Annotated in this window: 18 protein-coding genes; 10 read left to right on the top strand and 8 right to left on the bottom strand. The window is 63.9% G+C overall.

The genetic code is table 11. The annotated features are described in order from the left end of the window. Nucleotides 1–237: 237 nt before the first annotated feature. The 3 genes from RBB39_RS00340 to doeA all read right to left on the bottom strand — a co-directional run bounded on the left by RBB39_RS00340 (nucleotide 238) and on the right by doeA (nucleotide 3,237). On the bottom strand, nucleotides 238–723 hold the full coding sequence (locus tag RBB39_RS00340) for an Lrp/AsnC family transcriptional regulator (protein ID WP_045992028.1): 486 nt from the start codon (nucleotides 721–723) through the stop codon (nucleotides 238–240). A 114-nt stretch (nucleotides 724–837) separates the two neighbouring features. Beyond that, nucleotides 838–1,851, bottom strand: coding sequence for a N(2)-acetyl-L-2,4-diaminobutanoate deacetylase DoeB (gene doeB / locus RBB39_RS00335; protein WP_108132473.1), 1,014 nt, complete (start codon nucleotides 1,849–1,851; stop codon nucleotides 838–840). A 186-nt stretch (nucleotides 1,852–2,037) separates the two neighbouring features. Beyond that, a complete protein-coding gene (gene doeA / locus RBB39_RS00330; protein ID WP_045992030.1) occupies nucleotides 2,038–3,237 on the bottom strand; it encodes an ectoine hydrolase DoeA in 1,200 nt (399 codons plus the stop codon). 210 nt (nucleotides 3,238–3,447) lie between these two features. Between doeA and RBB39_RS00325 the strand changes: the two genes are divergently transcribed. Both RBB39_RS00325 and RBB39_RS00320 read left to right on the top strand, forming a co-directional pair. Beyond that, nucleotides 3,448–4,854, top strand: coding sequence for a PLP-dependent aminotransferase family protein (locus RBB39_RS00325; RefSeq protein ID WP_045992031.1), 1,407 nt, complete (start codon nucleotides 3,448–3,450; stop codon nucleotides 4,852–4,854). Nucleotides 4,855–4,885: 31 nt separating this feature from the next. Further along, entirely contained in the window at nucleotides 4,886–5,830 is a 945-nt protein-coding gene (locus RBB39_RS00320) for a glyoxylate/hydroxypyruvate reductase A (protein WP_045992032.1), read from the top strand. Nucleotides 5,831–5,995: 165 nt separating this feature from the next. Here the strand turns inward: RBB39_RS00320 and yghU are convergent, their stop codons facing one another. The 5 genes from yghU to RBB39_RS00295 all read right to left on the bottom strand — a co-directional run bounded on the left by yghU (nucleotide 5,996) and on the right by RBB39_RS00295 (nucleotide 10,602). Further along, a complete protein-coding gene (gene yghU / locus RBB39_RS00315; protein WP_045992033.1) occupies nucleotides 5,996–6,871 on the bottom strand; it encodes a glutathione-dependent disulfide-bond oxidoreductase in 876 nt (291 codons plus the stop codon). 178 nt (nucleotides 6,872–7,049) lie between these two features. Continuing rightward, a complete protein-coding gene (locus tag RBB39_RS00310) occupies nucleotides 7,050–7,808 on the bottom strand; it encodes an SDR family oxidoreductase (RefSeq protein ID WP_045992034.1) in 759 nt (252 codons plus the stop codon). Between the two features lie 122 nt (nucleotides 7,809–7,930). After that, nucleotides 7,931–9,037 carry an alkene reductase gene (locus RBB39_RS00305; protein ID WP_045992035.1) on the bottom strand — a complete coding sequence of 369 codons (1,107 nt, stop codon included), beginning with the start codon at nucleotides 9,035–9,037 and terminating at the stop codon, nucleotides 7,931–7,933. Nucleotides 9,038–9,322: 285 nt separating this feature from the next. After that, nucleotides 9,323–9,907: a TetR/AcrR family transcriptional regulator gene (locus RBB39_RS00300; protein WP_045992036.1), complete on the bottom strand. Its 585-nt coding sequence runs from the start codon at nucleotides 9,905–9,907 to the stop codon at nucleotides 9,323–9,325. Between the two features lie 137 nt (nucleotides 9,908–10,044). Continuing rightward, nucleotides 10,045–10,602 (bottom strand): DJ-1/PfpI family protein, encoded by a 558-nt coding sequence (locus RBB39_RS00295; protein WP_045992037.1) that lies wholly within the window; start codon nucleotides 10,600–10,602, stop codon nucleotides 10,045–10,047. Nucleotides 10,603–10,777: 175 nt separating this feature from the next. Between RBB39_RS00295 and RBB39_RS00290 the strand changes: the two genes are divergently transcribed. The 8 genes from RBB39_RS00290 to RBB39_RS00255 all read left to right on the top strand — a co-directional run bounded on the left by RBB39_RS00290 (nucleotide 10,778) and on the right by RBB39_RS00255 (nucleotide 19,720). Continuing rightward, nucleotides 10,778–11,467 (top strand): hypothetical protein, encoded by a 690-nt coding sequence (locus RBB39_RS00290; RefSeq protein ID WP_045992038.1) that lies wholly within the window; start codon nucleotides 10,778–10,780, stop codon nucleotides 11,465–11,467. A 348-nt stretch (nucleotides 11,468–11,815) separates the two neighbouring features. Further along, nucleotides 11,816–12,742, top strand: a complete 927-nt coding sequence (locus RBB39_RS00285; RefSeq protein ID WP_045992039.1) for a lysine exporter LysO family protein — start codon at nucleotides 11,816–11,818, stop codon at nucleotides 12,740–12,742. 192 nt (nucleotides 12,743–12,934) lie between these two features. Then, nucleotides 12,935–14,062 carry a LacI family DNA-binding transcriptional regulator gene (locus RBB39_RS00280; protein WP_239452587.1) on the top strand — a complete coding sequence of 376 codons (1,128 nt, stop codon included), beginning with the start codon at nucleotides 12,935–12,937 and terminating at the stop codon, nucleotides 14,060–14,062. A 438-nt stretch (nucleotides 14,063–14,500) separates the two neighbouring features. After that, nucleotides 14,501–15,505 (top strand): LacI family DNA-binding transcriptional regulator, encoded by a 1,005-nt coding sequence (locus RBB39_RS00275; RefSeq protein ID WP_052704463.1) that lies wholly within the window; start codon nucleotides 14,501–14,503, stop codon nucleotides 15,503–15,505. Between the two features lie 34 nt (nucleotides 15,506–15,539). Next, the gene (locus RBB39_RS00270; protein WP_045994061.1) at nucleotides 15,540–16,841 is read left to right on the top strand and encodes an ABC transporter substrate-binding protein; all 1,302 of its coding nucleotides are present in this window, start codon (nucleotides 15,540–15,542) and stop codon (nucleotides 16,839–16,841) included. Between the two features lie 70 nt (nucleotides 16,842–16,911). Then, complete coding sequence (locus RBB39_RS00265; RefSeq protein ID WP_045994062.1) at nucleotides 16,912–17,763, top strand: carbohydrate ABC transporter permease; 852 nt, start codon at nucleotides 16,912–16,914, stop codon at nucleotides 17,761–17,763. Beyond that, entirely contained in the window at nucleotides 17,760–18,638 is an 879-nt protein-coding gene (locus RBB39_RS00260; RefSeq protein ID WP_083970546.1) for a carbohydrate ABC transporter permease, read from the top strand. The genes RBB39_RS00265 and RBB39_RS00260 overlap by 4 nt, the downstream gene beginning before the upstream one ends. Before the next feature lie 65 nt (nucleotides 18,639–18,703). Continuing rightward, nucleotides 18,704–19,720, top strand: coding sequence for an ABC transporter ATP-binding protein (locus RBB39_RS00255; protein WP_045994063.1), 1,017 nt, complete (start codon nucleotides 18,704–18,706; stop codon nucleotides 19,718–19,720). Nucleotides 19,721–19,751 lie beyond the last annotated feature (31 nt).

The raw sequence follows: 19,751 nt of genomic DNA, 5'->3' as shown, positions 1-19,751 counted from the left end.
CTCCCCATGTGTGTCCCGCCGCAAGGTCAGGGGTGCGGAACACGAAAACGACGTCATGGCCAGCGCCATGTACTGCCGTCATGGTAAGGGAGAAGCCAGGGTCGGACTTTTTGAAGCGCCCGTCTGTCGATGGCGTTTTTTTTGTCCAGGCCCGCGAAAACGCGGTTTTTTCTGCAACGCCTGTTTTAGCAAAAACCTGCAAGCCGACAGGAACTTCCGGGCCTGTGCCGGTGACACTCAGAGCGCCCCGTTGGCCAGCTCGTCGATATCGACTCCCTCGCGAGGAGCCTTGACCGTCTTGGTGACGATATAGGTGAAGTAACGCTCGATGCCGACATCCGAGGTCAGCCAGTCGTCGATCAAGCGCTGGTAGGCGTCGATGGTCTCGGACTCGACCTTGATCAGGTAGTCGACTCCCCCGCCGACCGCCACACACTCGGTGACCGCGTCGGTGGCATGCACCAGCGACTCGAAACGCTGGAAGCTCTCGGCATTGTGGGCCTTGAGTTCGATCTGAACCCACACCGGGGTACGCCGGACCAGGGCGCTTGCGTTGATCCGGGCGCAGTAGCCTTCGATGATGCCGGCCTTCTCGAGGCGGCGGACGCGCTCCCAGCAGGGGCTCACCGACAGGTTGATGGCCTCGGCCAGGCGGGACTTGGTGATGCGGCCGTCGCGGGACAGGATGGAGAGGATCTTGAGGTCGTAGCGGTCGAGTTTCATGGCCGGGCTTGTGTGGTTGAACGGGACCGCCCCGCGAGAGGCTCTCGGCGGGGCGCTGATGACGAGAAACGGCGGGCGGGCTCGGGCAAGACGGTATCCCGAGCCCTGGCCCGTTCAGTCGCCCAGGGTCTCGACCACCTCGGCGATGACGGCGATGGTGTCGCCCATGTTCACCTGGGCGGGGAAGCGTCGAGCCGCCAGGATACCATCACGCTCGGCACGGTACTCGATCGGCTCGGCGCCGCTGCGGGTCATGTCGTAGACCCGGGCGATCACGTCGCCCTTGGCAATACTGTCGCCGAGGGCGTGGGTCAACTCCAGCAGCCCGGTGTGCTCGCTTTGCACATAGCAGCTGGCATCCGGCATATCGAGATAGACCTGGGTCTCGGGCATGGCCACCTCGCCGTCCTTGAGCCCGAAATGGATCAGCACATTGTCGATGCCGCGCTCGGTGATGGCCAGGCTCTCCGGCGTGGAGGTGCCGCCGCCCCCGAGTTCGGTGGCGATGAAGATCTTGCCCTGGTTCTCCACCACGGTATCGAACAGCGCCGCGGCGTCCAGCTCGAACATCATCATCGCATAGGGCGCGCCGAAGGCCTTGGCCCCTTCCAGCGCCTGACGCTGCTGTTCGGGGTTGTCGAGCACGTGGGAGGCACCGAAGGGAATGATGTCCAGGGTGCGGCCGCCGGAGTGCAGGTCCAGCACCACGTCGGCCATGGGCACCATCTCCCGGGTGAAGTAGTCGGCGATCTTCTCGGTCACGCTGCCGTCCGGGTCACCGGGGAAGCTGCGGTTCAGGTTGCCACCGTCCATCGGCGAGGTGCGACGGCCGACCTGGGCCGCCGGGGTGTTCATCATCGGTACGATGATCACCCGTCCCTTGACGTCTTCGGCCTTGAGCGAGGTCGAGAGCTTTTGCAGCGCGGTGATGCCCTCGTACTCGTCGCCGTGATTGCCACCGGTCAGCAGGGCGGTGGGGCCTTCGCCGTTGGCGATCACGGTCACCGGGATCATCACCGCGCCCCAGGCGGACTCGTCGTTGGAAATGGGCAGTTTCAGAAAGCCGTGCTGCACACCCTGGGCGTCGAAGTCGACGGTGGCGGAGATGGGGCTCTTGCGCTTGCTCATGGTGACTCCAGAAACAGGGACAACGGTCAGGTTTGATTGTAGTGGTGATGGGCAACGTCGGTCACCGAGGACCGATCACACCGGGCCGATCACAGAAGGCTAATCAACAGGGCCGATCACATGGGGCTAATCAACAGGGCTAGTCAACAGGGCCTGATCGACAAGCCCTGCTCAGCTAACCCCGGCCTACTTGACGAACAGCTGTCGCGGAAACTCCGCCAGCGGCTCGGCGCCATTTTCGGTGATCAGGATGCTCTCGGTGATCTCGAGCCCCCAGTCGTCCATCCACATCCCGGGCATGAAGTGGAAGGTCATGCCCGGTTGCAGGATGGTCTCGTCAGACGGACGCAGACTCATGGTGCGCTCGCCCCAGTCCGGCGGGTAGCTGATGCCGATGGGATAACCACAGCGCGCACCGCCTCGGTCGAAGCCGTACTTGTCCATGGCCGCGCCGAGCGCCAGGGCGATGTCCGCGGTCCGGTTGCCCGGCTTGGCCACGGCCAGGCCTTTCTCGATGCCTTCGAGCAGTGCCGACTCGCCACGCACGAAATCCCGCGGCGGCTTGCCGAGAAACACCGTGCGCGACAACGGGCAGTGGTAGCGCTTGTAGCAGCCGGCGATCTCGAAGAAGGTGCCCTCGCCTTCGCGAAACGGCGTGTCGTCCCAGGTCAGGTGGGGGGCAGCTGCGTCGCTGCCGGTGGGCAGCAGCGGCACGATGGCGGGATAGTCGCCACCGTAGACGCGCCCTTCGCTGTCGGTCCAGCCCTCGATGCCGACCCGATAGATCTCGGAGACCAGCTTGGACTTGGCAAGGCCCGGCTCGATCATCTCGAGGATGCGCGAGTGCATGCCCTCGACGATACGCGCGGCGATGCGCATGTACTCGATTTCACGCGGTGACTTGATCGCCCGGCACCAGTTGACCAGCGCGTTGGCATCCTGGAAGCGCGCGTGGGGCATCTCCTTGATCAGGCTCTGGTAGGCCTTGGCGGAGAAGTAGTAGTTGTCCATCTCCATGCCCACGACCCCTTCGCACCAGCCGCGATCCGGCATGATCGACTGTGCCAGATACTCCATCGGATGCATCTCGGGATTCTGGACATAGTAGTCGGGGTAGTAGGTGATATTGTCAGGGTCCATCCAGCAGGTACGCAGGGCACCATTGCTGTCCTGACGTCGTCCGTACCACACGGGCTCGCCTTCGAGCCCCACCAGTACGCACTGATGGACATAGAACGACCAGCCGTCATAGCCGGTCAGCCAGGCCATATTGGAGGGATCGCTGACAATCAGCACATCGATGCCTCGCATGGCCATCTCGGCACGCACCTTTCGCAGGCGCTGAGCGTATTCCTCACGAGTGAACGGCAGGGATACCTGAATCATGAAACCACTCGCCACACAGTGTCATCACCGAAAAACCGGACTCATTGGAGTCCGGCGCGCCCTTGAAGCGACATTGCATCCCCTGTAGCGTGCTGACAGGTCACAATTGTCATGAGAAGCTCTTAACAACGTCATGACAATGACTGATCAATGCCGTCTTGCTGATACTAGCACTACGAATAAGCTACCGGTCAAAGGCTTTATTGGATCATGACAATTGACCTGCTGCCATATCTGGACGATAGCCAACCCAAGTATCTTGCGATTGCGCGGGCACTTTCTCGCGCGATCCGTTCCGGTGAGCTTACGCCAGGCACCCGGCTGCCGCCCCATCGACAGTTGGCGGAGCACATAGGCGTCAGCGTCCAGACGGTGTCACGGGCCTATTCACAGGCAGAAAAGATGGGCCTGGTGCAGGCCAGGGTCGGCAGCGGCACCTGGATCAACGCCCTCGATGACAACCGCGAATCCGCCTACCTGAGGGCCGGCGAGCCGCGAACCGAACAGGCGGTGATCGACCTGTCGATCGCCCATCCGGTCTGTCCCCCAAGCCATGACCAGCACTTTCGCGATGCCCTGAGAACGCTGGCCGACAGCGCACATCCCGACGTCTTCACCGCCTGCCGGCCGATCGCCGGCCTGCCCCATCAGCGCGAACGCGCCAGCTGGTGGCTGAACGAGCGCCTGGGCATGCCCGGTGAAGCGGACGACCGCATCCTGACCAACGGTGGCGCCCACGGCATCATGCTGGCGATTTCCAGCGTGGTACAGCACGGCGACCTGGTCCTGACCGAGGCACTGACCGACCATGGCCTGATCGCCCTGTCTCGCACCCTGGGCTTCCAGCTGCGTGGCGTCACCATCGATAGCCAGGGCATCGTACCCGACGCCCTCGACGCCGCCTGTCATCGCTTCAAACCGCGCGCCGTGTGCCTGACCTCGTGCCAGCTCAATCCCACCGGGGCCACCCTGGACGAGAGGCGCCGCGACGAGATCGCCGCCATTCTGGAGCGCCACGGGGTGTGGCTGATCGAGGATGACGTCCACACCCTGCTCGAGCCCGAGCCGCTGATGCCGATCAGCGCGCGCATCCCTTCCCATGCGTTCCACGTCACCAGTCTGACCAAGGCCACCCTGCCCGGGCTTCGCGCCGGCTATCTGACGGTGCCACGCAGTCAGCTGCACCACACCCTGCCCCGCCTGCGGGCGACCTCCTGGATGGCCACACCGCTATGCTTCGAGGTCGCCAATCTATGGCTGGAGGACGGCACCATCGAGCGCATGGCTCAGCAGCAACGCGAACTGCTGGCAGAGCGCCAGCAGCTCGCCGCACGCATCCTGCACAGCCATGGCAGGGCCTCCCGCCCCACCAGCCTGCACGTCTGGCTGTCGCTGCCGGGTAGCTGGCGGGCCGAGGAACTCCAGCAGCTGGCCGAACAGGAAGGGGTGGCCATCACCACAGCGACCCCCTTCATGGTCGAACAGAGTCCGGCGCCACGCCGAGTGCGCCTGAGCCTCGGCGCGGAGCCCGAGATCGAACGTCTCGAGGACGGCCTCAAGCGCCTTGCCAGCCTGCTGGATGACGCTCCGCCGCCCATGATGCAGATTGTCTACTGAACCCCATTCATTCGACCGGAGCGGAATTGTCATGAAGGTGATCGTACACACCGACCAGGCCGGCCAGTGGCAGCAGGCGCTAAGCGAGCGGCTGCCCCAGGCCACCATCTGGAAGAGTCAGGAGGCCGACCGCGAACAGCGCGCCCAGGCGGACTTTCTGGCGGCCTGGAAGCCAGACGAGACGCTGCTGCGGGAGTGCACCGGACTCAAGGGCATCGTCAACCTGGGGGCCGGCGTCGACGCCCTGCTCGGCAACCCGGCCCTGCCTCGCGACGTTCCCATCGTCAAGTTGCGTGACGCCGGCATGGCCGAGCTGATCGCCGATTACGTGCGTTACGGTCTTTTCCACTTCCAGCGCGACTTCGACCGCTACGCCCGCCAGCAGCAGCAGTGCGAGTGGCGTGAGCACGAGGTGATCGACAAGCCGGACTGGCCGGTGGGCGTGCTCGGCCTCGGCGCCATCGGCGCCAAGGTGGCCCGGGCCATCGCCGCCGATGGCTTCCCGGTGCTCGGCTGGAGTCGCTCGCACAAGGATATCGACGGCATCGAATGTCTGAGCGGTGACGAAGGGCTCGACCGGCTCCTGTCGCGGGTGAAGACCTTGGTGCTGCTGCTGCCCGATACCTCCTCGACCCGCCATATCATCAACGCCGAGACACTCGGCAAGATGCGCGAGGGGGCCAGCCTGATCAACCCCGGGCGCGGCACCCTGATCGACGAGGACGCCCTGCTCGCAGCGCTGGGCGACAAGAACCAGCGCCAGGAAGGTCGCCTCCGGGGCGCGCTGCTCGATGCCTTCCCGACAGAGCCGCTGCCGGAATCCAGCCCGCTGTGGCGCCACCCGCGGGTCATCGTCACCCCTCACATGGCAGGACCGACACCCTTGAGCGAAGCGCTCGATCAGGTCGCCGCAAGCCTCGACGCCCTGGACAAGGGCGAGGACATCGAGACCGTCGACCCCGACGCGGGCTACTGACCCAGGAGCCGGCAAGTGCCAGCGAGGGCCGGTAAGGAACGAGGCGGCAATCGTCTCGCGTTCCAGGCCCGACCCGGATCAAGCCCCAGATTGATTCACAAAAAAAGGGCGCCTCCTCGGAGGCGCCCTTGTCGGTGCTGAAACGACAGATTGTCGTTCAAAGGATCAAGCGTCGTCGCCGATCTTGTCCTGGGTACGCAGTTCGAAATCGCTGGCGTCGTGACGCTCGTGGAGCTGCTCTTCGGGCTCACCGAAGGTGCGGTTGACCATGCGTCCACGCTGTACCGCCGAGCGAGCATCGATGGCCTTGGCCCAGCGCTGGACGTGCTCGTACTCGTGCACGGACAGGAACTCCGCCGCGTCGTACAGACGCCCCAGGGCGAGCTGGCCGTACCAGGCGAAGGTCGCCATGTCGGCGATGCTGTACTCGTCACCGGCCAGGTACTCGTGCTCGGCCAGATGCCGGTCGAGCACGTCGAGCTGGCGCTTGGCCTCCATGGCGAAGCGGTTGATCGGGTACTCGTACTTTTCCGGCGCGTAGGCGTAGAAGTGGCCGAAACCACCGCCCAGGTAGGGGGCCGAGCCCATCTGCCAGAACAGCCAGCTCATCGCTTCGGTACGCGCCTTGTGCTCGGTCGGCAGGAAGGCGCCGAACTTCTCGGCCAGATAGAGCAGGATCGAACCCGACTCGAAGACCCGGGTCGGCGGCGTGGTGGTGTGGTCCACCAGGGCCGGAATCTTGGAGTTGGGGTTGATCTCGACGAAGCCGCTGGAGAACTGGTCGCCCTCGCCGATACGGATCAGCCAGGCGTCGTACTCGGCCTGATCGTGGCCCTGCGCCAGCAGTTCCTCGAGCAGGATATTGACCTTGACCCCGTTGGGCGTGGCCAGGGAGTAGAGCTGTAGCGGATGCTTGCCCACCGGCAGCGCCTTGTCGTGGGTCGCACCGGCGATGGGACGGTTGATGCTGGCGAAATGGCCGCCACTCTCACCTTCCCACTTCCACACCTTCGGCGGCTGATACTCGGCATCGTTGCTCATGATGTTCCTTCTCGTTGAGTGGGGCACCACCCGGCACCGCCGGGCTCATTGATGCAGTAAAGATACACAAGCCTAGCGAAAAATAGCGTCAGACGAAGCACCTTGGAGCGACCTGGCGTATTGCGCCGCGGCCGGACTGGCGTCTCCCGGGACGGCGACGCCAGTCGAACGCCAGTCCTTACAGCTCCTGACGAGTGGGCCGCAGGATCAGTTCGTTGACGTCGACGTCCCCCGGCTGCTCTACCGCAAAGGCGATCGCCCGCGCCACTGCATCGGCATCGATGGCCAGGGTGTAGAGCTCGTTGACCCCCTCGGCGGTCTCATCATCGCTGATCGTCCGGGTCAATTCGGTGTCGATCGCGCCAGGAGAGATATTGGTCGCGCGAATCTCGCCATTCGATTCCTGACGCAGGCCCTCCGTCAGCGCCTTGACCGCGAACTTGGTCGCGCAATAGACCGAGGCGGCGGGGAACACCACATGCCCGGCGACCGAAGACAGGTTGATCACGTGGCCTTCGTGCTGTTCGCGCATGGTCGGCAGCACCGCGGCGATACCGTAGAGCACGCCCTTGATGTTGACGTCGACCATCTGCTCCCACTCGTCGACCTTGAGCTTGTCCAACGGCGAAAGCGGCATCAGCCCGGCGTTGTTGACCAGCACGTCGATACGCCCGAATTCGTCGCGGGCGAGCTTGGCCAGGGCCTCGACCTGCTCACGGCTGGTCACGTCGGTGACACGGTAGACGGCCTGGCCACCGTCTGCCTTGATGTCGTCGCACAGTGCCTTGAGGCGGTCCTCGCGACGTGCGCCCAGCACCAGGCGGGCGCCACCCTTGGCCAGGCGCTTGGCGGTGGCCTCACCCAGCCCACTGCTGGCACCGGTGATGATCACGACCTTGTCCTTGATACCGTCGGTATTCAGGTTGTTCACGTCCATGCTGTCCTCCTGTCGGGCCTCCAAGGCCCCTTGAAATGTTCCAGATCGATGACGTTGGCAAGACGGCGAAACGCTTGGCGGTCATCGAGAAAAGATGTCATCGCGCCAGCGATCTTCACGCGCTAGCGATCTTCGAGAAACGGGTAGTCGGTATAGCCTTTTTCATCGCCGCCGTAGAAGGTGTCGTAGTCCGGCTCATTGAGCTCTGCTCCGCGACGGAAGCGCTCCGGCAGGTCCGGATTGGCGATGAAGGGGCGCCCGAAGGTCACCAGATCGGTCTTGCCGGCGGCGATGCGCTCGCGTGCTTCCTCCGCGGTGTAGGCGCCATTGGCGATATAGACACCGCTGAAGCGCTCACGGATGGCGCTGATGATCGATTCGGGGCGACCGTTCTCGTGGTTGCCCTGGAAGGAATCCTCCACGACCTCGAGGTAGGCGATGCCGATCTCGTCGAGCGCGGCGGCGAAGGCCGGGAAGGTCTCCTCGGGCTTCTGGTCGTGGACATCGTTGAAGCTGCCGGTCGGGCTGATGCGTACCCCGACACGGCCCTTGCCCCAGACGTCGACCACCGCACGCACCACTTCGAGAGGCAGTCGCAGGCGGTTTTCCAGGCTGCCACCGTAGGCATCGGTGCGCGCGTTGCTGTCGGACTTGATGAACTGATCGAGCAGGTAGCCGTTGGCGGCGTGCACCTCGACGCCATCGAAACCGGCTTCGCGGGCGTTGATCGCCGCCTGGCGGTACTGCTCGACGATGCCTGGAAGCTCGTCGGTGTCGAGCGCACGCGGGGTCGGCACTTCGACCATGCCGGACTCGGCGCTGATGAAGGTCTTGGCGCCTTCAGGCTTGATCGCCGAGGGCGCCACCGGGTCGGCTCCACCGGGCTGCAGCTCCGGATGCGAGATTCTTCCCACGTGCCATAGCTGGGCGTGCATACGACCGCCGGCGTCATGCACGGCGTCGGTGACACGGCGCCAGCCAGCGATCTGCTCCTGGCTATGGATGCCCGGGGTAAAGGCGTAACCCTTGCCCTGGGGCGAGATCTGGGTGGCCTCGCTCAGGATCAGGCCCGCGCCGGCCCGCTGACGGTAGTACTCGACATTCATCGCCTGGGGCACGTCCCCCGGTTGGGCCGCGCGAGAACGGGTCAGCGGCGACATCAGCACTCGATTAGGCAGGGTGATGTCACCGAGGACCTGCGGGGTAAAGAGGGGATCTTGCTCGCTCATGGAAATCTCCTGTCGTGAAGCTGATACCACGAGGCGCTGCGGCCTCAGCGAGGATGCACGGCTGAACGGTGGCTGGCGCTTCGTTGGCTCGTCGCCAACCGCTGCCCAAGGTGTTCGACTAACGTTTTAGCGAATGTTCAGCCCTTACCGTACAACCCATGCATCACATATCAAGCAGTTTTGTACAAAAACAGAGTGTTTTATAGACCAGTCTATTATTACTTAGGGCCAAGAAAACGGCAGGGGAATCGAGGACCCACCCTGCCACGCCTTCACCTCGACGCGTTAGCGTTTGATGCAGGCCAGTAACGTATTCTCGAATTCGGTCAGTGGCTCACAGGTTCTGGCCATCTTGGAGCGCAGCAGCGCCCCCTGCCAGCCCGCCAGAATAAAGGCCGCCATGGCCTGGGGAGTGATGTCGTCACGCACGCTGCCGTCGGCCTGGCCTTCCTTGAGGCAGCTGGTGAAGTAGCCTTCCCAGCGCTTGAAGATGGCGTCCAGGGCATCGCGCAGGCAATCGCTCTGGGAAGACATTTCCTGGCCCAGGGTACCGATCAGGCAACCCCGGGTGTGGCCGCACTCGGCCATCGCCTGGCGCACGTCTTCAAAATAGTGGCGCAGGCGCGCAACGGGGGCGTCGCGGGAATTCACCAGCAGCGCCTGGAAGCGCTCGTCGTAGTCTTCGGCGAACACCTCGACCACGGCAAGGCCGAAGGCCTCCTTGCTGGAGAAATAGTGGTAGAAGGAACCCTTGGGCACGCCAGCAGCCTTGAGCACCGTATTGATGCCCGTCGCCGTATAGCCGTGCTCGGCAAAGGTGTTCATGCCGACCTGTATCAACAGGTCACGTGTGGGAGCCTTGGTTGTCATGCCCAAGACACTAGACCAGTCGTCTAGTCGTCGTCAAGTGGCTTTCTACCAAGAGCCCAGCGGCCAGGTTTCCAGGGGGCTGGCCTCGCTCCTGGCCTGGGCCTGTACCCAGGCCAGAAGAGGCCGGACTGGCGGGCCTACAGCAATTCGTTGAGCTGGCGCAGCCACTCCGGGTGCGCGGGCCAGGCCGGCGCGGTCACGAACTTGCCGCAGGTGATGGCGTCGGTGACTTCGATGTCGACGAATTCGCCACCCGCCAGGCGTACCTCGGGGGCGCAGGCGGGATAGGCCGAGATACGATGTCCTGACAGTGACACCGCCGCCGCCAGAAGCTGGGCGCCGTGGCAGACAGCGGCCACCGGCTTCTCGCTGTCGACGAAGTGGCGCACCACTTCCAGCACGCGCTCGTCCAGGCGCAGGTACTCCGGCGCTCGCCCACCGGGGATGACCAGGGCGTCGTAGTCGGCCAGAGTGATGTCGGCGAAGGTCTCGTTGAGCGCGAACAGATGCCCGGCCTTTTCGGTGTAGGTCTGGTCGCCCTCGAAGTCATGGATGGCGGTCTTGACCTTGTCGCCTTCCTTCTTGTCGGGGCACACCGCATCGACACGATGCCCCATGGCCTGCAGCGCCTGGAAGGGCACCATGATTTCGTAGTCCTCGACAAAATCTCCCGCGAGCAGCAGCAAACGTGCCATGTGGCAAACTCCTTGGTCATTGAGGGGCGGCGCAGGGTCATGATGGCGACCATGCTGTAATGCAGCGTAACCACTGGACCGCGCTTCTGCCAGCCCGCCGGGGAACCTTCAGGCCGCACCGGCCTCCCAAGGTGACAGCTCGTTTCCATATGCCACTCAAGCAGCGGACGCTACTATGCCCAGCAACTCCATCGCCTACCGCTCGCCGTCTCTTCGCCCGCGCCTCGCGGCGGGGCTGCTATGGCTACTGTTCTTGCTGCCGTTTGCAGCACAAGCCGCATCGATGGCCAGCTTCGATGCCCGCTACCACCTGTCGGTGGACGGCTGGCCCGATGCCACCGTGCATCATCGGGTGTACCGCGAAGGCGATCACTGGCGCAGCGACATGCGCGCCCAGGTGGCCATCGCCGAAGGTCAGGAAACCGCGCGCTTCGCCGAGAACGGCGACGGCTTGCGTGCGCTGGGCTATTCCAGTGGCTATCGTCTGCTGGGCATCGGCAAGAGCTACCGACTGGACAACCGTCAGCTACTGCGTCACCCCGACCGTCAGACCGCACTGGTGGATCTGTCACGTAGCGTCCAGCGAGAGCGCTGCGCCAGCGGCTGCGAGATTCACTATCTCGATCACAAGGGCGACATCGAGACACTGGTCGCAAGCCCTCTGCCCACCGCCGCCATCGACGTGAACGGGCGCATGGTGGACGCCCTGCGGGTCCGCCTGGTCGAGCCCGGCAAGGACGACCGCCACATGGTCGTGGCCTTCCACCCGGACCTGCCCGGCCTGCTGCTGGGGGTGGACTACATCAAACGCGGCGAGCGGGTCAGTCGGCTGAGCCTGACCTCCTTGACCACTTCCAACAACTGAAGCTGCTCCGTCTCTCCCTTCCTCGGGCGCCTTTTTGCGCGCTTGGTCAGGGGCTTGTTCAGCCGCCCTGCCTCACCACCATCCGGCCTTCCGCCCCGCCGAGGCCGACGGCTCGTTGCCAGGATGCCTTGTCGACGTCCGGGGTATGGCGCCGATCTTGCCGACCACTGACGCTTTGGTCGTCTTTTCTCCCTTGTGAAACTTGCATAGAGTATTGCGCTTTTGGTCGCGCCGTTGACCACCGATTTGTCCTGCTCATCCTCGACGGACGGGCTCACGAGCGCAGCAACTCATCGATGCGGTGCCTGACCGACACGCACCGCCTCCATCGAGCAAGGAAGTTCGTTCATGTTCACCGGTCTGTTGATCGTGCTGCTGCCGCTGGTGCTGGGCTATCTGGTACCGGTACGCCGCGCAAGCGTCATGGCCTGGATCAATCGCGGCGTCAGCGCATCGATCTACCTGATCCTGCTGTTGATGGGGGTGAGCCTGGCGGGCCTGCCCGACCTGGGCACTCAGCTGTCGCGCATGGGCGGCCAGGCGCTGTTGCTGTTCGTGGTCATCTCGGCCTTCAACCTGGCCGCCCTGTGGTGGCTGTCGCGTCGACTGCGCCTGGACCTTGGCGAAAAACGCGTGATCGACGGCGCCCCGACCAGCAAGCTGGCGGCCATGGCGGGTTCGTTGTCACTGGTCGGGGTGGTGATCGCAGGGCTGGTCATCGGGCTGATGCTGGTGGGACGCTGGGGGACGACGCCCTTCGAGCTGGCGGAACACCTGGCAGAATGGGTGCTCTACGTACTGCTGACGCTGATCGGCTGCCAGCTGCGCAACTCCGGCATGCCGCTCAAACAGATCCTGCTCAATCGTCATGGCCTGTTCATCGCCATGACCCTGGCGGCAAGCTCGCTGGTCGGTGGACTCGCCGCAGCACCGATGCTCGGGCTCGCCTGGAACGAGGGCCTGGCCATGGCCTCGGGCTTCGGCTGGTACTCGCTGTCCGGCATTCTGATCGGCGAACATCTGGGGCCGGCGCTGGGCGGCGTCGCCTTCTTCAACGACCTGACCCGGGAACTGCTGGCCTTCGTGCTGATTCCGCTGGTCATGCGACGCTACGCACCCCTGGCGATCGGTTATGGCGGTGCCACCTCGATGGACTTCACCCTGCCGGTGATCCAGCAGCACGGTGGCGTGCGCTGCGTGCCCATAGCCGTGGTCAGCGGCTTTATCCTGTCGCTGCTGTCACCACCACTCATTTTGTTTCTGGTCGCCCTATGATGCCGGGTCGCAACAACCACTCATTCAGCGCTTTATGGTCGCCCTATGATGCCGGGTCACGACAACCACTCATTCAGCGCTTTATGGTCGCCCTATGATGCCGGATCACGACAACCACTCATTCAGCGCTTTTCGGTAGCGCTGTGATGCTGGAATAAGATGCCCGGTTGTGCTGCCAAGCCGTGACGCCTGGTGGCCCAGCGCTTTATGCTGTCGAGTGCACGCAGCAAGGAAGACAAGCCCGTGGTGAATCCTGAGGACCGCCCCATCACCCTGAAGAATCTGGCCCAGCGACTTGGGGTCTCTACGGCCACCGTCTCCAACGCCTTCAATCGCCCCGATCAGTTGTCTCGCGCCCTGCGCGAGCACATCCTCGAGGAGGCCCGACGCCTGGGCTACCGCGGCCCCGACGCCAGGGCCCGCAGCCTACGCACCGGGCAGTCCCGCATCGTCGCGGTAGTGCTGGCAGAGACCCTGACCTACAGCCTCAACGACGCGGTTTCAAGCGAGCTTCTGACCGGCATCACCGAGGTGCTCGACGCCCACGGGCACACCCTGCTGCTGCTGTCGGGACGTCAGCCCGAATCTCCCCGTCACGCCGACGCACTCTGTCACCCGGGCTCCGCCAGCATGGCCGACGGCTTTGTCGTCTATGGTCTGATGCCCGGGGATCGGCTGATCAACGAGCTGCCGGCCCAGCGTCCACTGGTCGGGGTGGATTTCCATATCGATGCCCGCCCCACCGTCCATATCGACAACGAACCGGCCTGCTACGCCATCGCCTGCCACGCACTGAAAAAACGTCCACGCCGGGTCGGCATCCTCAGCCTGCGCTTGATCGATGAATCCTATAATGGCCCGGTGAGTGCCGAGCATCGCTGCCTCGATGCCCATCGCACCATCACCCGCTCGCGCCTGGACGGTTTCCACCGCGCCCTGGACGAACACGACATCGACCCCACCGGCGTCCCGGTGTGGAACATCGACGAGAACACCCACGCGGTCTGCGCCCCGGTGATCGAGAAGATCCTCGACCTGCCGGCAGAACAGCGCCCGGATCTGCTTTTGTGCATGTCCGACCGCATCGCCCTGACCGTCCTGACCCTGGCCGAACAGCGTGGCATCCGCGTCCCCGAGGACCTGCGCCTGACCGGCTTCGACGGTATCGAAGAAGGCCAGTACCGAGCCCCACGACTGACCACCGTGCGCCAGGACAGCATCGAGAAGGGGCGCGTCGCCGCGCGCATGGTGCTGGGTCTGGAACCCGCCGAGAACCGCCTATTGGGAACGCGACTGCTGATCGGGGAAAGCTGTCCCTGACCCAGGCACAGCGGCCTTTGGCGCCACCGTCTGATCGCCATCGGGGAAGCTCTAGTCAACTGGCTCCCGCCGATCGCCACGGGTGACCGGTGTCAGGGTACCTCTGTCGCGATGCCAGCTAGGCCAACGCCCCCTGGCAACGCCTTCCATCTTCCGACCCTGCCGGCCATTCGCACTATGCCTAAACCGGCAAGCCCGGTCCTGCTCTCCCCATGACCGTGCCGCCAGATACCTTGGTTAGTGTCTGTTTTTTCTCGTCATCACCGTTCTTGTCCCGCCCTCCTCTGGGCGACGTGCCCTCCAATACTTTGGTCTAGCGCCCATTGCGGCCTTGTACAGCGTTGCCCACACTGCATTCCGAAACGTTTCGGATCTTCAATTTCTGACGGCCGAAACGTTTCGGAACATCAAATTCTTCGCTTTCCTGGTGAGACCAGCATGCCTGCACCGACTCTGAAGGACCTCGCCCGTGAACTCGGCCTGTCGGTCACCACCGTGTCCAGGGCATTAGGTGGCTTCGACGACGTCAGCGCGGCCACGCGACAGCGGGTCGAGGTCCATGCAAGAAACGTCGGCTATCGGCCTAATCACAGCGCCCGCCGGCTCAAGACCGGAACCGGCTCTACGGTCGGGTTCATCATGAACAGCGCCTACGGCGACTTTCGTGATCAGTTCAACACCCGCCTGCTGCTGGCTCTGGGCCAGGCGCTGCATGACCGGGCACCGCAGCATGACCTGGTGGTGACGCCGGTCCCTGCAGGTCACGACGAACTTGCCACCTACCGACGCTTTATCGAAGGGGGCCGAGTGGATGCCTTCGTGCTCGCCCGCACCCTTCACCAGGATCCCCGGGTGGACTATCTGCTCGACACCGGCGTGCCCTTCATCACCCATGGCCGCACCACCAGATCGGATGAGCATGCCTGGGTCGATGTCGACGCCGAGGCAGGCTTCGATGAGGCCTGCCGCTACCTGATCGAACTCGGCCACCGGCGCATCGAACTGTTGAACTTCGAAAGTCGGTTGACCACTGCGGTACAACGCGAACGAGGCTACCTGAGCGCCATGGCCGATCACGGACTGTCACCCCAGGTGACCCATTGCCCCCACGGCCCCCAGTCAGCCTATCGTCACGCCCATGAGGTGCTTGCCACCACACACCGCCCCAGCGCCCTCCTCTGCGCCAGTGACACCTTTGCCTACGCCGTGTTGCAGGCCGCCACGGAACTGGGGCTTCGCCCGGGCAAGGATCTCGACGTCATCGGGGCTGACGCCCTGCCGCCGCCCACCGGCAACTTTCCTCGACTGACCACCCTGGACGTCGACTTCGAGGCTATCAGTCACGCCCTGATCGACGGCCTGCTCGCCGACCCGACCGAGCCCCCCTTCCAGCGCCATTTTCGCTATCACCTGCGCCAAGGGGACACCACCGGCGTGGCCTGAAAAGGCCCCCAACCGCTCTGCCAAGGAGCCCTGGATGAACATAACAACAGCGACATCCCCAGCGTCGCGGCGCCTGCTCGCCGCACTACTGGTAACCCTTTGCGCCTCCTCTGGTGGTGCGTCCGCCGCCGATCTGACCTTCTTCAGTACCCAGGCACGACCGCTGGAAGAGGCCCAGAAGATGCGCGACGACGTGCTCGCCGACTATCGCCTCGAGGTGAACTACCTGCCTCAGGAGACCGGCACCTTCATTTCCCGGCTCGAGGCCGAAGGTGGCAGCGTCGAGGGCTCACTGGACGTGCTGGGCGCCCTGCACGGTGAACTGAGCTCTCTACCGCAAGGCCTCCTGGCGCCAATGGGTGACTTCGAAGACGAGCTGGCAAGGGCCGGCGTCAGCCAGCGCTACCGTGAGCTCGCGCGGTTGGGCGGCGATACCACCCGCTATGTTCCCTGGATGCAGGCCACCTATCTGATGGCCGCCAATCGCAAGGCGCTCGAATACCTGCCGGAAGGTGCCGATCTCAATGCGCTGACCTACGCCGAACTGCTGGCCTGGGGAGAAGCCCTCGAAGACGCCACCGGCAGCCCCAAGCTCGGCTTCCCGGCGGGTAGAAAAGGACTGATCCATCGCTTCCTCCAGGGCTACCTGTATCCGTCCTTCACCGCGTCAGTGGTCACCGAGTTTCGCAGCGACGAGGCCGCCGAGATGTGGCGCACCTTCGCCGACATCTGGGCGGTGACCAATCCGCGCTCAACGGCTTACGGTTTTATGCAGGAACCACTACTCAACGAGGAGGTCTGGGTCGCCTTCGATCACCAAGCCCGTCTTCAGGATGCCTTCAACAAACGTCCCGATGACTTCGTCGCCTTCCCGGCGCCGGCTGGGCCCATGGGCCGGGGCTACATGCCGGTCATCGCTGGGCTCGCCATTCCCGACAACGCCGGCGACGCCGAGGCCTCACGACAGCTGATCCGCTACCTGCTGGATCCAGACACCCAGGTCCGCACCCTGCGCGCCACCAACTTCTTCCCGGTGGTCGAGGCGTCGTTGCCCGATGACCTGGCACCGAGCATTCGCATCGCCGGTGCCGCCGTTGCCCGCCAATCCAGCGCCGACGACGCAGTGCTGTCGCTGCTGCCCACCGGACTTGGCGGCAATGCGGGTCTGTTCAACAAGGTCTACCGCGACGCCTTTCGCCAGATCATCCTGCGCGAGGATGACATCGAGACCACCCTGGATATCCTCGCTTCACGCCTGGAGACACTGATCAACGAATCCCGCACTCCCTGCTGGCCGCCGGATGCTCCGAGCCAGGGCCCCTGCCCGGTGAGCTGAACGCTCTCTATCACTGCGACAGACCACAACGACAGACGACAACGACAAACATCCCCCAAGGAGGCAGAAAATGCGCCGAGGCCGACTGCTACCCTACTACCTGATTGCGCCGAGCATGCTGTTCATGGCGGCACTGTTTCTCTATCCCTTCGTTCAGATATTTGCCGAAGCCTTCACCGAAAAGGACGGCGCGATCGGGCTTGGCAATTTCAGCGTGATCTTTCACGACTTCAACTTTCTTCCGTCTCTCAATAACACCCTGCTGCTGGGCGCCATCGTCATTCCGGTCCAGCTGGTCATGGCCATCGCCATGGCGCTGATGGTCACACGCATGAATCGTGGCCGCAGCGGCGCGCTGTACATCTGGACCATTCCTCTGGGCATTTCGGACCTGGCCGCCGGCATCATCTGGCTGGCCATCCTGGAACAGTTCGGCTTCTTCAATTCCCTGCTCCAGGCCATCGGCCTGATCGACGCCCCCATCGCCTGGCTGACCTACCAGAATCCGTTCGCCCTGTTTATCGCCGTGGTGATCGCCGAGATCTGGCGTGGCACCGCCATCATGCTGATCATCCTGGTCTCCGGCATCGGCCTTATTCCCAAGGAATACGACGAGGCCGGCCAGATCTTCGGCGCCTCCTACTGGCAGCGGCTGTGGAAGATCACCCTGCCGATGCTGCGTCCCAGCCTGCAATCGGCGCTGATCCTGCGGACCCTGCTGGCGGTCGAGGTGTTCGCCGTGGTGATGATGCTCGGCGGATCGGATCTGCCGGTGTTGATGAGCGAAACCTTCGACTGGCAGTTCCTCTACCAGCAGACCGGCGCGGCCTCCGCCTACGCCGTCATCATCATGCTGATCTCGGTGGCCGCCACCCTGGTCTACCTCAAGCTACTCAGCGTTCCCAAGGAGGCCCGCGGATGAGCACCTCTCCCTCTCAAGCCGGCGCCCTCGAGGCCCCGGAGCAACCCCAGCGTCTGCTCAATCGGGACCAACGCCGCAAGGCACGGCAATGGATGTTCTGGACCGTGGCCGCCGTGCTGATGCTGTGGGTGCTGGTGCCCATCGCCCTACTGGTGATCAACAGCGTCAGCAGCGCCGAGCAGATCAACGGCTGGCCCAAGTCCCTGACACCGGAGGTAAGCCTCGAGACCTTGAGCTTCTTCTGGCACTACCAGGGGGTCGCCAGCGCGCTGCTCAATTCGCTGCTGGCAGCGGCCTTCACCATGGTCATCGCCATCTGTCTGGGCACGCCGGCGGGCTACGCCCTGGCCCGCTTCGTGTTTCCCGGGATGAACGCCTATCGCCTGATCATCGTGATGTCACGCGCCTTCCCGATGCCGCTGCTCGCCCTGCCGCTGGCAGTGGTGTTCATCCGTGTCGGCATCGACGACTCGCTGCTCGGACTGTCACTGGTGCACGCCACCCTGGCGCTGCCCTTTGCCGTGTTGATCACCTCGAGCCTGTTCATGGGGATTCCCGAAGAACTCGAGGAGGCCGCCTGGCTGATGGGCTGTACCCGCTGGCAGGCGTTTCGCAAGGTGGTGCTGCCGCTGGCAACGCCGGGCATCGCGGCGTCCGCCGTGTTCGCCTTCGTCATTTCCTGGAACGAGGTATTCGCCGCCGCCATCCTGACGGTCGAGAACCGCACCCTGACCGCCTTCCTGGTGCAGAGCCTTTCGGAGTCTCCCACCGAGATCAAGTACGCCGGTGGCCTCATTCTGGTGGTTCCCGCCCTGCTGTTTCTGTTCGCGATTCGCAAATATCTGTTCAGCATGTGGGGCATCTCGCACCGCTGATCCGTTGGCATCCACCAGCGCAAACGACATCGCATTCGTCCTTCTTTCAAGCGAGGAACCGACACATGGCTTCCATCTCCATTTCCAATATCAAGAAGCGCTTCGGCAAACAGGACATTCTCAAATCCATCGACCTGGAGGTCGAGGATCAGGAATTTGTGGTTCTGCTCGGCCCGTCCGGCTGCGGCAAGTCGACCCTGCTGCGCATCATCGCCGGCCTCGAGCATGAGACCAGCGGCTCGGTAAAGATCAACGGTCGCGAGATCACCGGGCTCTCCCCCAAGGATCGGCGACTGTCGATGGTGTTCCAGAACTACGCTGTCTTCCCCCACCTGACGGTGTCCGAGAACATCGCCTTCGGCCTGCGGGTGCGCAAGGACGACGAGTCCCATATCAAGCGCAAGGTCCGCGAAGCCGCAGAGTTGATGCATATCGAAAACAGGCTCGAGCACTACTCCGGCCAGCTCTCCGGTGGGCAGCGCCAGCGTGTGGCGGTAGCCAGGGCGCTGGCGATGGAACCCGAAGTACTGTTGATGGATGAACCCCTGTCCAACCTGGACGCCCTTCTACGTCTGGAGATGCGCGCCGAACTCAAGACCATTCTGGCCGCCTCGAAGACCACCACCCTCTACGTGACCCACGATCAGATGGAGGCCATGAGCCTGGCCGACCGCATCGCCGTGATGTTCGGCGGCAACATCGAACAGTACGCGCCGGCCTCCGACATCTATCACTATCCCGCCACCGAGTTTGTCGGCAGCTTCATCGGCAACCCGCCGATGAACTTCCTGACACCGGACAAGCGTTGGGGAGCGACGGCTACCCAGGCGCACAAGTGCGGCGTGCGCCCGGAGGACTTCGACGTCAGCTACGACGACTCTCCGGACCACCTGGCGGCCAAGGTGCTGGTCACCGAACTGCTCGGGTCCCACCAGCAGTGGACCACTCGGGCAGGAGACCAGACCATCCGCGTCAACGTCTCCAGCGACGCGGTCGTGCCCGAGGACGGGCAGATCTACCTGCGCCCGGCCGAAGGCAAGGTGCGCTACTACAACGACGATGGCCGGCTGCTGTCACGCTGACCGGTCGCCTTTACCTCGGCCCGTTGCCGGG

The sequence above is a fragment of the Halomonas sp. MMSF_3323 genome (assembly GCF_030733595.1).
GTDB lineage: Bacteria > Pseudomonadota > Gammaproteobacteria > Pseudomonadales > Halomonadaceae > Halomonas > Halomonas litopenaei.
The sequence above is the reverse complement of the archived record's forward strand: the minus strand, read 5'-3'. Positions and strand labels throughout refer to the sequence as shown.

Bases quoted from the DNA above. Each gene is read 5' to 3' on its own strand.
- RBB39_RS00340 (WP_045992028.1), bottom strand. From the start codon at position 723: ATGAAACTCGACCGCTACGACCTCAAGATCCTCTCCATCCTGTCCCGC.
- doeB (WP_108132473.1), bottom strand. From the start codon at position 1,851: ATGAGCAAGCGCAAGAGCCCCATCTCCGCCACCGTCGACTTCGACGCC.
- doeA (WP_045992030.1), bottom strand. From the start codon at position 3,237: ATGATTCAGGTATCCCTGCCGTTCACTCGTGAGGAATACGCTCAGCGC.
- RBB39_RS00325 (WP_045992031.1), top strand. From the start codon at position 3,448: ATGACAATTGACCTGCTGCCATATCTGGACGATAGCCAACCCAAGTAT.
- RBB39_RS00320 (WP_045992032.1), top strand. From the start codon at position 4,886: ATGAAGGTGATCGTACACACCGACCAGGCCGGCCAGTGGCAGCAGGCG.
- yghU (WP_045992033.1), bottom strand. From the start codon at position 6,871: ATGAGCAACGATGCCGAGTATCAGCCGCCGAAGGTGTGGAAGTGGGAA.
- RBB39_RS00310 (WP_045992034.1), bottom strand. From the start codon at position 7,808: ATGGACGTGAACAACCTGAATACCGACGGTATCAAGGACAAGGTCGTG.
- RBB39_RS00305 (WP_045992035.1), bottom strand. From the start codon at position 9,037: ATGAGCGAGCAAGATCCCCTCTTTACCCCGCAGGTCCTCGGTGACATC.
- RBB39_RS00300 (WP_045992036.1), bottom strand. From the start codon at position 9,907: ATGACAACCAAGGCTCCCACACGTGACCTGTTGATACAGGTCGGCATG.
- RBB39_RS00295 (WP_045992037.1), bottom strand. From the start codon at position 10,602: ATGGCACGTTTGCTGCTGCTCGCGGGAGATTTTGTCGAGGACTACGAA.
- RBB39_RS00290 (WP_045992038.1), top strand. From the start codon at position 10,778: ATGCCCAGCAACTCCATCGCCTACCGCTCGCCGTCTCTTCGCCCGCGC.
- RBB39_RS00285 (WP_045992039.1), top strand. From the start codon at position 11,816: ATGTTCACCGGTCTGTTGATCGTGCTGCTGCCGCTGGTGCTGGGCTAT.
- RBB39_RS00275 (WP_052704463.1), top strand. From the start codon at position 14,501: ATGCCTGCACCGACTCTGAAGGACCTCGCCCGTGAACTCGGCCTGTCG.
- RBB39_RS00270 (WP_045994061.1), top strand. From the start codon at position 15,540: ATGAACATAACAACAGCGACATCCCCAGCGTCGCGGCGCCTGCTCGCC.
- RBB39_RS00265 (WP_045994062.1), top strand. From the start codon at position 16,912: ATGCGCCGAGGCCGACTGCTACCCTACTACCTGATTGCGCCGAGCATG.
- RBB39_RS00260 (WP_083970546.1), top strand. From the start codon at position 17,760: ATGAGCACCTCTCCCTCTCAAGCCGGCGCCCTCGAGGCCCCGGAGCAA.
- RBB39_RS00255 (WP_045994063.1), top strand. From the start codon at position 18,704: ATGGCTTCCATCTCCATTTCCAATATCAAGAAGCGCTTCGGCAAACAG.